At 56.2% G+C, this 12,830-nt stretch carries 9 protein-coding genes and 1 pseudogene; 4 read left to right on the forward strand and 6 right to left on the reverse strand.

The genetic code is table 11. The features are described 5' to 3' along the window. Window positions 1-72 precede the first annotated feature (72 nt). The 3 genes from V8J81_RS14605 to V8J81_RS14615 all read right to left on the reverse strand — a co-directional run bounded on the left by V8J81_RS14605 (window position 73) and on the right by V8J81_RS14615 (window position 3,394). Complete coding sequence (locus V8J81_RS14605) at window positions 73-762, reverse strand: YjbF family lipoprotein (RefSeq protein WP_368476484.1); 690 nt, start codon at window positions 760-762, stop codon at window positions 73-75. Beyond that, the gene (locus tag V8J81_RS14610) at window positions 753-2,927 is read right to left on the reverse strand and encodes a YjbH domain-containing protein (protein ID WP_368476485.1); all 2,175 of its coding nucleotides are present in this window, start codon (window positions 2,925-2,927) and stop codon (window positions 753-755) included. Before V8J81_RS14610 ends, V8J81_RS14605 begins: the two co-directional genes overlap by 10 nt. A gap of 152 nt (window positions 2,928-3,079) precedes the next feature. After that, the gene (locus tag V8J81_RS14615; protein ID WP_368476486.1) at window positions 3,080-3,394 is read right to left on the reverse strand and encodes a hypothetical protein; all 315 of its coding nucleotides are present in this window, start codon (window positions 3,392-3,394) and stop codon (window positions 3,080-3,082) included. 749 nt (window positions 3,395-4,143) lie between these two features. Here V8J81_RS14615 and V8J81_RS14620 point away from each other — a divergent pair. From V8J81_RS14620 to V8J81_RS14630, 3 genes are all read left to right on the forward strand, one after another. Further along, the gene (locus V8J81_RS14620; protein ID WP_368476487.1) at window positions 4,144-4,692 is read left to right on the forward strand and encodes a hypothetical protein; all 549 of its coding nucleotides are present in this window, start codon (window positions 4,144-4,146) and stop codon (window positions 4,690-4,692) included. Window positions 4,693-4,863: 171 nt separating this feature from the next. After that, window positions 4,864-5,154, forward strand: coding sequence for an HGGxSTG domain-containing protein (locus tag V8J81_RS14625; protein ID WP_368477655.1), 291 nt, complete (start codon window positions 4,864-4,866; stop codon window positions 5,152-5,154). A gap of 101 nt (window positions 5,155-5,255) precedes the next feature. After that, window positions 5,256-6,299 carry a tyrosine-type recombinase/integrase gene (locus V8J81_RS14630; RefSeq protein WP_368476488.1) on the forward strand — a complete coding sequence of 348 codons (1,044 nt, stop codon included), beginning with the start codon at window positions 5,256-5,258 and terminating at the stop codon, window positions 6,297-6,299. Window positions 6,300-6,709: 410 nt separating this feature from the next. Here the strand turns inward: V8J81_RS14630 and V8J81_RS14635 are convergent. The 3 genes and pseudogenes from V8J81_RS14635 to V8J81_RS14645 all read right to left on the reverse strand — a co-directional run. Beyond that, window positions 6,710-6,970 (reverse strand): annotated as a pseudogene (locus tag V8J81_RS14635) (integrase core domain-containing protein); the annotation flags it as partial. A 533-nt stretch (window positions 6,971-7,503) separates the two neighbouring features. After that, a complete protein-coding gene (locus V8J81_RS14640; protein ID WP_368476489.1) occupies window positions 7,504-8,808 on the reverse strand; it encodes an HlyD family type I secretion periplasmic adaptor subunit in 1,305 nt (434 codons plus the stop codon). Next, the gene (locus V8J81_RS14645) at window positions 8,805-10,460 is read right to left on the reverse strand and encodes a type I secretion system permease/ATPase (RefSeq protein WP_368476490.1); all 1,656 of its coding nucleotides are present in this window, start codon (window positions 10,458-10,460) and stop codon (window positions 8,805-8,807) included. Before V8J81_RS14645 ends, V8J81_RS14640 begins: the two co-directional genes overlap by 4 nt. Window positions 10,461-10,973: 513 nt before the next feature. Here V8J81_RS14645 and V8J81_RS14650 point away from each other — a divergent pair. Then, the coding region (locus tag V8J81_RS14650; RefSeq protein WP_368476491.1) for a M10 family metallopeptidase at window positions 10,974-12,830 on the forward strand (1,857 nt) is incomplete at its 3' end.

Here is a 12,830-nt window from a genome sequence, read left to right on the forward strand (position 1 = left end):
AAAGCTAGCAGGATAGAGGGATGGAGGGAATGCGTTACGCGATGCATCGCCACCAGAAATCGCAGTAACACATCAACGATGTAGGCGTTCGATCCTCAGATGGCCAAGATCGGGGCCCGCATATTGCTCGGATGCCCAAGCCATCCCACTTCCGTCAATCCAGTAACGGTTTTCGAAATCAGCCAAGTCAGAGCCAGGCTGGGCTGAGCACCGTTCCACCACGCGGGTGAGCGTCTGTACACGGCCGAAGATGTTGATCCGTTCAGATCCGGCAAAGCCGACCTCGCAGATATAAGAGGCAACCAATGTCTCCAGATCCCCAACAACCCTGGTATGAACGCGTGGCGCCGAGCCACCGCTGCGCTGCACCAGTGCCTGACGGACCGCCGAGATGTCGGCAGAATACAGATCGTGCAAGTAGCCCCGTGTCGCCCGCAGCACGCCTTCACGACTGAGCGTCACAGTCAGATCGTCGTCACCTTGCCAGGTCTCGTTTGGGCCGTTTGTCGCAATACGGGTCAGCGTGGACGATGTGCCAGCCGACTGGCGCTCCAAAAGGATCAAGGGAACGCCAGCCCGGTTGATCGCTTCGCGTGTCAGAACCGCGCGAGGATCGACAGGGGGCGTTTCGGGGGCATTCCGGGTGAGCAGACTTGTACCAATGGCACGGGCGGCACCCAAAAGTGGGTCATTCGCCTCACTCCCGCAACCTGCAAGCAGCGCCGACGCGGCGAGGCCAGCCATGACACCCTTCAGCGCCATATCATCGACTCCGTTTCTTCAAAGGAGGGGCGGGTATAGTCGATCACCATATCGTGGAGGCGTCCATCCACATCCAAGCGCGCGCCGCCATCGCGCAGAACGGGCCGGATCACGCCGCCACGGCTGTCGCGTGTTGAATTTCCGGTGAACCACGCCAGCGGGATTTCAATGACTAGGCCCTTGTCGAACGACCCTTCCCCGAAACTTTCGAACGAGACATCCGTAAAGGTTGCAAAAGCGCCCACGCGCCAGCCGTTATCGAAGCTGCGTTCCAACGCGATCGTTGTGCCCCAATCACCCGCTAGATAGCGGCCAGCATCTACTTGCAGGTCGAAACTGTCATTCAGACGGTAGTAGGCCGAAACATGGCCAGAGGTGACGTCGTAATCACGCAATCCAAACAGGCCATCATATTCGCGCTGCCAAACGTGATTAAGCTCAACCCCAAGTCCGAGGCGCGAATTCGCCGGCTGCCACAGCAATTCGCCCGACACACCAGCAAACATACGTTCCAGATAGCCGACAGTGACGCGACTGTAGAGGTTTTCGCCAGGTCGCCCGTAGTGGCTGAAGGTCAGACGGTCGACGTAGATGTGACTTTCCTGATGGTAGAGCGCACCATCAGAGCGCACGACTGGGGGCGGGTTTGATGGCGGGTCGTTGGTAATGGCTGCTTGATCCAACGTGCCTACAATCGGCGCACGCACCAATCCATCGGCCACGAACCCGTTTCCAAAGCGGTATTGGCCCGAAAACTCGACGCCCAGATCAAATAGGAATGGATTGTCGGGGTCAAAAACAGACGTGTTGAGGTAAGGCCCGATGCCCCATGTGAAGCGCGGGCGTTCAACCTCGACTTCCAAGCCAACAGGGTCTGGTGTCGTGCGGGCATCCTCAATCTCGGCAACCGCAATAGCAACTTCTGCGCCGCCGGGATCGAATTCCAGCAATTCGAGATCCGATCGCGCGATGCGGACGCGACTTGTGTCGATGCCTTCGACGACGAAGATGACCTCGAACACCTCAACCGATGGCGGCAAGGCCGCACTCATGGCGCGCAAGACGCGGCCAAGGGCCTGGCTTTCATAATTGTAGCGCGTGTTACGCACGCGAATGGTGGCGCGGTGTGCATCAACTGTGAGGCGTTCGAGATGCAAGCCCTGATCCTCGAACAATTGCGCAAAATTGTCCCGCAGGATCGGCCCGCCACCGGGCTGCTCCACCCAATCTGTCGCGTAGGGCTCGGCGGATGGCGCGCGAACCGCAACGGGACGTGGGGCCGGGTCGCCGGCGCTGGGCGGAACCGCTGGGCGATTTGGATTCAGCGTCATTTGAAGGCTGAAGCCAACCGTATCGCCGCCGAGGACGTATGCGCTCCCAATGAACGTGTCGGAGAAGGCGTATGAAGCGGCAATGTTAAATGGAGATGAGGCATCAATGAGCCCATCTGCGGTCTCACGCGCATAGATTTCGGACGAGTATTCAACCTGTACACGCAAACGGTCGGAGGCCTGCCATTCAAGACCACCGAAGAAGGCTGCATCTCCGCGAAAAAACTGATCGGCATTTACCGTGCCGCCGTTGCCAACATCGCGGGAGGGCCGCGTTTCGAACCGTTCGTCGATCGCGCCGAGCGGGTTGGTGAAACTGTTCCGCCCGCCAAGACGGCCCCAGCCAATGCCGCCAGTTACCGCGAGCTGGTCGTATTCGCCAAAATGGCGAGTGGCGACCACGTATTCGCCACTATAAATGCCGGTCCCGGCAATGTCGCGGACACCGACGGCCACAGCAGGAAACCAGCCACGTTCTTCGAGGATCTGCCAATGCAGGTCAAAGCTTCTGTCAAAAAGGAGATCCCGTCCCCTTCCAACATTTGCGAAATCGATAGCGCTGTAGCGGAAGGTCGTCGTCACGCTCGGCAAAACCTGAAAGGCCAAAGTGCCGCGCGTCCCAACACTGGAGTGAGAAACCGTGAAAGAAAGCTCACCATCGGGGAGCGCATTGGCCGTCGGCATGTCGATCAGCCCGGGAAGGCCGTAGGTGTTGACAGTGGTGGACCGGAACAGGTCGGAGGTATCGTCAGCGATTGCTTGAGCAGATACACCGCATCCGAGGCCGACTGATAAGGCGACAACCGAGAACCGCAGTTTGCCAATGCGTCGCAAGTCTTGCCCCACCAAGTTGATTCTGAGCGATCTCAGCGGCCACTCAATCAAGGCTAAGGGATAGCTGCATTGCTGGGGTGGCGGCAATCCCCGGATCGGCACATTCCCTCCGTGCCAGTGCAAAGGAGTGACGCAACTGGGCGCCTTGACGTCTATTCGCGGGAATAGGCGCTCTCGAACCGGTTAATGCCTTCCTCACCGAAGTAGCTACGGGTGGGCATCTCGGTTAAACCAACGGGCACCTTCCTAGGGTTTTCCAAATTGAGTGCCGCCCTAAATGGGACGTAAACCGGTTGATTTTCGGCGACTTCATCAGAGGCGTCACCCATGTTGACTTTGGTGGTGCTGCCCATCGCAACTATTTTCCGTTCGCGCCACACAGCATGCCAACCCCCAAATCGCTTCAATCTCCGGCATGAGGGACAGTCACGAGGCCACTGGCCTTCTGCAGGAATGCAATATCGCATTCTCGATCGAGTTGCCCGGAAGGCCGTTCCACCGTTCGGTACAGGTTGGTGACCCAGGATTGCGCGTACTAAGATTCACAACGGGGTGTAGGTCAATTGCTGCCAGTAGCGCGCTTCCGATAAGCCCAAGCATCATTTTCCAACGTGAAACGAATGACTCGGAACTTGATAGATGCCGATTTCGCTGCGCCCAGTGCGAGAGAGATTCTTTTTGCAGAATGAGTTCCATTAGAACAACCCCATGCAAAGTAGAAAATATCCAAGATTCCCGGCTACACCGACGTTCCGATCTCCGAGTGCCAGCGCTTGGACAACCACTATCAGCCGCGAACTCCCTGGATACCAGCGTAACGCGCTTTGTGCCGTCTCTGAGATTTGGAGAACGGCGTCGTTCCGCTCTGCGCACACTCGCGCCTACGATTTTGGTGGCACTCGACGGGGCAGAACACGTCGCGCTGTATGTCGTCGAAAGTTGGACACGCCATTTGCCTGATCTTCTCGTGCTTAAGTAGATTGAAGAAGAACTCACTACGAGACGTTCATGATGTGGAATTAGCGAACCGAAAACTGAGCTGCGGCGCCCGTCGCATTTGAAGGCCCTCTACAAAAAAGCAGAGGGGTCATCAGCAACATATTTCAAGTAATTGTTTTTATACATTTTTTTGAAACTGGGTGAATTTCGGTTGCCCTTTGATATTTCAACGAATCGGTACATAATGTGAACAAATCAGGACCTTTAGAGGTACAAAATGTCCCAGCACAACACGCACCTTTTGAACTCGGCCTCGTATGCAGCCGTTGAAGCACTGCACAACGCCCAACAGTGGGCCACAAAGGCGACCGATCTTTCAAAATCCATCGGCGAGGATCCGCAGCACAACTTCGATGTGACCACTCACACCGAAGAAACCTCCTCAGAAATAGAGCAGGATTCGACGAGCACGCACGAGATGGTAGATGAAAACGACTACGCACGGCTTGCCAAACTTCATGTAGTTGACATGAACACCCTTCAACGAACGACTCGTGACATCTTCGACACCGATCAGTCGCTCGCCATCCCCCGCGCTGCGAAGGCGGCGGAGTACTTCGAGCGGCTCGGCGAGCTCGATCCAATTCAGGAAATGCTGCTTCACCAAATGATTTCGGTGAATAAGGTTTTTATTGATTGTGGAATGCTTGCAGCGGTTACACCGGACAATCTCGACGTTAATGATCGGTGTGTAGGTAAGATGGTGAAGCTCGGAAACCTTTATGCGAAGCAGGCGATCGTCTTTAATGAACTACGAACAAATTAAGGAAGGAGAAGCGGTTCCAACAATTTGGCACGCTTTGAATACACCACTTTGAAGTGCGTAAGGGCCTACCGACCTGCGCACAAAAATATCACTAGGTGGAAACCAAACTTTTTCTGGAGAGAAGGTAGGGAGAGCTAAATGGGTAGTGGGCACAAACGGTCGACCTCGGCAATGCGCTCTTCTCCTAGATGCCTCGCCAAGACTCGAAATGGTACACCATGCATGTCCCCGGCTGTAAAAGGAAAGCATCGTTGCCGCATGCACGGTGGCGCAAAGGGGACGGGCGCTCCAAAAGGAAACCAGAACGCTCTTAAGCATGGTGCGTACACTCGTGAGAGCCAGGAATTTTTCAACGAAATAAGGGAACTCCTTCGAAGCTGCTCGGATACTCTGCTTCAGTTACAAAATGATGAACTGCCGCGCAAAAATACAAATAGAAAAAGACGTTCAGGGAGAGATTAGAATTGCAGAAAACTCACTACTCGGGGTGCGTTGTATCGAACACAATATCCGACCTGACTGATGATTTAGTAGAGCGAATCGTTCTTCCTTCCAGTGGACAAATGACCTATTGGGACAACGAATTTCCTGGCCTAGGGCTTCGTTGCACAACTAGGGCAAAGTTCTTCGTTTTGAAAATTAATGGATCTACGCGGCCAGCGACACTTGGAGTTTATCCTGAAATACGCTCACTAGACGCGCGCAATCGCGCGGCAACCCTCTTGAATACGCCGAGCGGCGCCACCCTCAAACCAGCCGAGGACGAGTTCGCTGGTTTGGTTGAACGCTACTTGCACGAATGTTCGAATCGCCTTCGCGACTCCACAGCTTCAGCCTACGCTATGTACCTCACTCGCATTGATCTGTGCGGAAACGTAGCAACCATCAAACGCCGAGAAGTGTTGCGCGCGATCCAGCGCCTGACTCCATCTCCGTCTAGCCAAAACCATGCTTACCGTACTTTGAAAGCCTTTTTCAGTTGGCTTGAATTACACGAATATGTGAACTCCAACCCGCTTGATGGGTTTAAGAGTCCGCACAAATTAAATGGCCGCGAGAGAACGCTCAGTGAAGACGAAGTTCGAAACTTGCTGAAATATGTTTTGGTCGAACGGGGAAGGTTCCATGACATTGTCAGCCTACTCATCATGACAGGGCAAAGGCGCGGCGAAATTGCTGGGCTTCGGTGGGGCGAGCTCGATGGAGATTGGGTTCGCCTCGGAGGCGAACGCACGAAGAACGGCCACGCACATAATTTTCCGCTGCCCAGCGCAGCAAAAGACCTGATCAAGGGAATTCAGGGTGGCAAGGTCCACGTCTTTGGGACGCACGACCTCGACAAACCTTTCAGTGGATGGTCACGAGCTCAACGTCGGCTTTTGCGAGAGACTGGCATAAGTGCCTTTACGCTGCATGATCTGAGACGAACATTTGCAACGCTACACGCGAAAATAGGGACTCCTCCGCACGTGATTGAGAGGCTTCTTAATCACAAGAGTGGAGCTGTGAGTGGAGTTGCAGCAATCTATAATCGGCATCACTACGAGGAAGAGATGCTGAAGGCTATGAGTGAATACGAAAAGAAATTGGCTAGCCTCCAAAGCTGATTATGGAAATGCCGTTTCCGCCGTACTCCTCCTTCCAGCGTCAAAATATCTGATCAGCCACACCGATCTGGATAATCGCGCCCAACTCGGCCTGCTTTGCCCCGTAAACACCTCAACTCATCGTAACTTCGTGACACTCTCTTCGGGCTTCGGGCGCCTTCTTACCGTGTTTTTCCTCCGTTTCCGCAAACATAGGGGAGGATTACTCGGGCGGGGCCGGCCGCAATGCGCGCCAGTTTACGATCGGCAGCAATCGTTAACGGTATATTAGTTGCTTTTTTGCGCCAGCAAAAACCCGCCTTGCGTGAAATGGCGGTGCTGGGATGAACCATGTCTTGTTAAACCCGTACTCGTTCTGCACCTAAAGGCGCTCCCAACTGGAGTTGGAGTTGCCCCGGTTTCGTGGACGGTTACGGGCTTAGAGATTCCAGCCCTTCAGTGGCGATCCTTTCGTAGTTGATCGGCGACCTGCACCCCAAAGCAGAATGCCTGCGCGAGGGGTTGTACCATCTTTCGATGAATTCGAAGCATGCGATGCGGGATTCAGCCTTTGTCTTGAACTTCCAACGATCCAGCAACTCGCATTCAAGGGTAGCGAAGAAGCTTTCGCACATGGCGTTGTCATAAAAATCGCCGACCGATCCCATTGAAGGGCGAAATGCAAGTTGGCGATGATTTGGCACTTTCACTACAGGATTGCGCGGATGGCAGCGGCGCATTGGTGCTGGTGGACGGGGAGTCATACGTCAAGTTGCTTGGCGTTAGCGTCTCTGAGTCTCCATTTGTAGAAGCAGTCATTGCCGTGGCCTAGCCAGCAAAACTGCGCAGTTTATCGAATTGGGCCATCGCCTATCTAAAGAGGCGCTTCACTTCGAAGTCTTCGCGAACGTCCACTTGGAGCACTCATTCGCAACGGTATTCGCTTTGAAAACTCCCGCGTCTGTTAATGGGAATTATCGGGAAAACCGTCCACGCGAAAACAGCTTCGGCTGGGCCTCACGCTGCATCAGCGCATTTTCATCGTGTGCCGTTTTGTTGCCATTTAGATGCCCCTCTGACAGCGATTTTTAGTTGCCCAATTCTAGAGTCGGAAGACACGTTCGGCGCTGACCTCAGGGGTGACCCGAAAAAATCGTCCAGATGAACCAAACTGCTTCTGCGACCCTGCCGGTCAGCTTGAAGCGTTTCAGTAACCTGGTGATCTTCAACTCTCCCGCAATGCCCGCCCGAAATACGCCATGAACGGCTCTAACAGATAACTCATAGGCGTGCGATCTTCCGTGCGGATAAACGCGTCTACGGGCATACCGGGCACCAAAACGCGCCCTCCAAGAAGTGCAGCCTGATCTTCGGGAAGGGTGATCTCGGCGCGGTAGAAACTGCTGCCGCTTACGTCATCGACAAACGCATCCGCCGAGACCTGACTGACCAGCCCAGTGATTTCCGACAGCTCATTCTGGTTGAAAGCCGGGAAAACCAAGGTCACGTCCTGCCCCGTATAAACCTGATCAACGTCGATCGCCGGAACGCGTGCAGAGATGACAAGCGGCCGCCCCTCAGGAACCAAATAGGCGAACGGATCGGCGGGGCGCAAAACCGAGCCTGATCCAAATATCGTCAGGCCGTGGATATGACCAGGCACCGGCGCGCGCAGCTCCATGCGGGCAATGCGCGTCGCAAGACTGTTGGCGCGTTCTGTCAATTCTTGCTCGGCGACGCGGGTTTCACGTAGCAACGCTATCGCCTGTTCTCGCCGCTCGGTTTGAAGCTGCAGGATTTCCAACTCCGTCTCGATTATTCGTTCCGCGGCTTCAGCCTGACCAGCGACCACTTCGCCGGCCGAGCCCTGAAGCTGAACAAGCTCTTGGCGTAGTCGCACCACCGGCTCGCGCGTGCCAGATCCGCTGTCCAGAAGCGCCTGCCGCCGTTCCAATTCCTCCTCGACAAGGGCAACCTGACCGACCAAGGCCTCTTGCTGCGCCTGAAGGGCCTGCACTTGCGCACTGATCTGCGTAATGCGACCGCGCAATTGCTCCAGCGCCTGTTCAGCGGTCTCGGCGCGGGCGGCAAACAGGTATTGTTGACCTGCCACAAGGTCAGCGATTTCTGGATCGGTTTCCGCGAGCGCGCGCAACTCTGGCCCAAATGAAAGCTCTTCGCGCCCGTCCCGCTCGGCCTCCAGTCGCGCGCGGCGCGCCTGCACTTCAGCCAGGTTGGCCTGCACAACGGCCAGTTCGGTTTCCAGTTCCGACGGATCGAGGCGAACAAGGACCTGCGCAGCGTCCACGCGGTCCCCTTCATCGACAAGCAATTCCGCCACCAGCCCGCCATCAGGATGCTGGATGGCTTGCCTATTGCGGTCCACCTCGACCTGGCCTGAGGCGACCACGGCACCCGACAGCGTTGTAGTCACCCCCCATGTACCGAACCCACCGACAAGGACCAGCAAGGAAACCAGCCCAAGTCGCAGCGGCCCGCCGACGGACCAGGACTTTTCGCGCGCGCTCATGACAAACCTCCCTTGCTGGGATTGTCCGCCACCAACCGGACGTCCGCCGAATTCTTCAAGACGCGCGACAGGACCTCATCCCTCGGTCCAAAGGCCTGCGCCATACCGTCCCGCAGAACCAATAGCTTGTCGCATTTCTGGATAGCGTTGGGACGATGCGCCATGATGATTACTCCGAGGCCTCGCTCCTTCATGCCCTGTACAGCTTTGTTGAGGGCGTCCGAGCCAGCGCTGTCCAATGCGGAGTTTGGCTCGTCCAAAACCAGCAGAACAGGATCACCGTAAAGCGCACGGGCCAACCCGACACGCTGGACCTGGCCGCCCGAAAGCCGCGGTCCTAGACCGGCCACCTGCGTGTCATATCCGTCCGGTAACGCCCGGATCATCGTGTCTGCATCCGCCGCAATGGCGGCTTGTGACACCTCCTTCGCATTGGGGGTCGGATCGAGCCGTGCGATGTTCTCTGCGATGGTGCCGTCAAAAAGAGTGACGCTCTGTGGAAGATACCCAATCAGCTTCCCCAGCCGGTCCGGATCGTATTGATCCAACGTCGCCCGGTCGAGGCGGATCGAACCGCCAGACGGTTGCCAAAGGCCGGTCAGCGCCCGGGCAAGGCTGGATTTTCCGGAGCCGGACGGCCCAATAATGCCTACCGCTTCGCCGGGCTCGACCCGGAAGGAAACGCCACGCAATGTCGGAACGTTTGATCCTGGCGGCACAACCGACAGACTGGCCACTTCCAGCGCAGCTGCGGGCCGCGGAAGGTCAAGCCGCGCAGGAGTCTCCGGCTCATCCGCCAGCAAACCGTTCAGCCGACCCCAACCGCGTGCAGCCTCTGAGATCATCGACCATTGCCCAATCGCAAGATCGATTGGTGCCAGCGCCCGGCCCATCAGGATAGAGCCTGCGATCATAGCTCCTGCGCGCAGCTCCCCACGCAACACAAGAAGCGCTGCCAAACCAAGAATTGCCGATTGCAGAAACAGCCGCAGCGTCTTCGAGAGCGTCGAATAGCCCCCAACCTTGTCGGCCGCCCGCATCGAGACATCGAGTGCCTGCCGGCGTTGCCCATGCCACCGCGAAAACGCCGCTTCCTGCATCCCGAGGGAGCGGATAACCTCCGCTTGCGACTGCATTTCACCCGCCATCCGGTCGGCACGGCGTCCTGTCTCCGCCGCTTGCCCCAAAGGCGTCACCGTCGTTTGTCGGTTCAGGATTGTCACGAGGATCAGAACTGCGGCACCGCCCAAAGCCAGCCATCCCAACCATGCATGGAATATGAAGATCACCGCGATGAATAGTGGTGTGAAAGGCAAATCAAACAGGGCCATAAAAACCGGGGACGAGGTCAGCCGCTGCACGGCAGCCAAATCGGAAAGCGCCGTCTGCGCCTGACCGGTCCGCTGCGCCCGTGACAACGCTGCCCGAAACACCCGCGCATCAAAGGCCTGCTGCAACTTCGCACCGTAGCGCGCAGCGACCCGGGCGCGGGCAAAGTCCAACAGCCCCATCATCAGGAACAGGAACCCGACAAGTATAGTCAATGCGAGAAGTGTCTCTTCGCTGCCAGAGCCAAGCACACGCTCATAGACCTGAAGCATGTAGAGTGGCCCGGTCAACATCAGGACATTGACGAAAAGGCTGAAAAACATGACCGACCACAAGATCCAAGCGTTTCGCCTACGGAACGCGCCTAGTTCTTCAGAGGGATTTGTAGAGTGTCTGATCAAAGGAAACCGTCTAATTATCTAGCGAACATAACAAGCATCGCGGGTCCGCCACGCACGTCCATCTTCTCAATGGAGCTTGGAGAAATGGTTAAGGGCAATGCACTTCAGATCAAACACCATTTCTTTTTTCGACCTGTGGTAAAATTCGTGTCACCGCTGACAGGCGGCTGACGAGCCAACACTTCAACCTGTCGGGGGGCATGAAATTCTCTTCGATTTCGTGCCGCCAAGACCCTGCATCTTCCGCCTCGTTGTCCTGATAGGCGCGGGAACATGCAATGAGAGCGGGTCAGGACGGCAAACACTTGTAGCCCAGGAGCGCAGCGCCTAGGTGCCCCGAAAACCGCCAAGCTTTTGCATGGTTTGGTCAACATTCTCTGAGATTCAATCCGAAAAATCCCCCGTCGGAGAAACGCAGTGTGCCAAGTCTGTTCCGTGCTTCAACCTTCCTTTGACGGTTGCCCCTATTCGTCTAACGACAGCAGTTTTGTCACGCCGGTTGGTATCTACACTGGCGACGATCCACTGATCACTGAGACCGGGGATGCCGCTGGAGATACTACGACAGCGTATGAGTTGGGATCGGGAGGGTACTTTCACGGGACGCTTTCGAATTCCAGCGATGTGGACGTTATCGCGTTAGACGTCACGTCAGGCGTCGAATACTCGTTTGCCGTCGTTGGTATAGGCGGGCTTGACGCGCAGTTGGAAGATCCGATCCTCACCATAAAAGACGCCGACGGAAATATACTGTTCAGCAATGATGATGTTGTCGCGGGCAAATATCGCTACTCCCACATCACCGAGACCTTCGGTCTTTTCGGCGATGACGATACCGGAACGGTTTATCTTGAGATTTCCGGCTGGAACGGGGCAACCGGCGGCTACGGCCTCTCTGTGGTTGAAGACAGCGTTCCAAGCTACGACATTCATATGGGTGCAGGCGCTTTGGTTCGCACTGGCCTTTCATGGGCGGCAAACCCGGAAACGCCGACAACTGTAACATGGGCTTTCCGTGAAACGCAGGGCACCAATTCACCGGGCATTCCAGCCGGCGGTGAAAACCCCGAATCCTTCCAGCAGTTCACCGCGATCCAGCAGGCCGCTTTCCTTGAGATCATCGCGCTTGCCGAAGGTGTCTCAGGCCTTACGCTGAACCAAGTTACCGATGGTGGCGACAACTTCTCGGACAGTGCCGAAATATTGATCGCGGCATATAACACTTCAGATAATTCCGGAGGCTACGCTTGGCTACCGTCTGGCCCATCATTTCCCGAAGGCGGCGATATCTGGATCAATGAAGCAGGCGGCAGTAGCGACACGTCGGTGCCGATCGGAAGCTACAGCTACTACACCCTTTTGCACGAACTGGGCCATGCGCTCGGCCTATCTCATCCTGCTCTCTACAATGCAGGCAGTGGTGGCTTCATCTCTTACGATGGGTCAGCGATCTGGCAAGAAGACTCAGTACAATTCACCGTCATGAGCTACTTCGATGAAAGCTTCACCGGTGCATCTGGCCCGGGGGGGCTGCCAGCGCGTTATCCAGACACATTCATGTTGATGGATATCCTTGCCCTTCAGAGCCTCTACGGAGCCGACCTGGGCTATAACTCTGAAAATACGACATACGGGTACAACGCGACGCACGCCAACACTGCCTACGATTTTACATTCAATAGAGACCCGTTCCTTACCATCTGGGACGGTGCCGGTGTTGATACAATTGATGTCTCGGCATACGGCGGTGCTCAGAAGGTCAGCTTGGAGGACGGAACGTTCTCAGATGTGCTTGGGTACACAGGAACCCTGGCGATTGCCATCGGCGCGGTAATCGAAAACGCGATCGGTGGCGCAGGGGATGATACGATCATGGGTAATTCCGTTGCCAATTCACTTGAAGGCGGAGCGGGCGCGGATTCCATTGTGGGCGGAGACGGCGCGGATTCGTTGCGTGGTGGCTCAGGCAATGACACGCTCCTTGGTGGACTGGCAGACGACTTCATCTTTGGCGACGATGGAGATGATGTTGTACGAGGTGGTGCTGGCGACGACCAGCTGTACGGTTTGGCCGGTGACGACACGCTCGATGTGGGCGAAGGCACGGGCGGGTGGCAGTACGCGTATGGCCACGAAGGCAACGACACGTATCTCTACCAAAAAGCTGCGGGGCTGCTGTTTATCAACTCGATCCAGGAAGGGGCCGGCGACGGGGCCGCGGATCGGTTGGTCTTTGATGATCTGCTGTTGAGCGATCTGAGCTTTGCCTCATTCGATTATGGCGGCGAGATC

This window comes from Gymnodinialimonas sp. 202GB13-11 (assembly GCF_040932485.1).
Taxonomy (GTDB): Bacteria; Pseudomonadota; Alphaproteobacteria; order Rhodobacterales; family Rhodobacteraceae; genus Gymnodinialimonas; species Gymnodinialimonas hymeniacidonis.

Bases quoted from the DNA above. Each gene is read 5' to 3' on its own strand.
- V8J81_RS14605 (WP_368476484.1), bottom strand. From the start codon at position 762: ATGGCGCTGAAGGGTGTCATGGCTGGCCTCGCCGCGTCGGCGCTGCTT.
- V8J81_RS14615 (WP_368476486.1), bottom strand. From the start codon at position 3,394: ATGCGATATTGCATTCCTGCAGAAGGCCAGTGGCCTCGTGACTGTCCC.
- V8J81_RS14620 (WP_368476487.1), top strand. From the start codon at position 4,144: ATGTCCCAGCACAACACGCACCTTTTGAACTCGGCCTCGTATGCAGCC.
- V8J81_RS14625 (WP_368477655.1), top strand. From the start codon at position 4,864: ATGCGCTCTTCTCCTAGATGCCTCGCCAAGACTCGAAATGGTACACCA.
- V8J81_RS14630 (WP_368476488.1), top strand. From the start codon at position 5,256: ATGACCTATTGGGACAACGAATTTCCTGGCCTAGGGCTTCGTTGCACA.
- V8J81_RS14640 (WP_368476489.1), bottom strand. From the start codon at position 8,808: ATGAGCGCGCGCGAAAAGTCCTGGTCCGTCGGCGGGCCGCTGCGACTT.
- V8J81_RS14645 (WP_368476490.1), bottom strand. From the start codon at position 10,460: ATGTTTTTCAGCCTTTTCGTCAATGTCCTGATGTTGACCGGGCCACTC.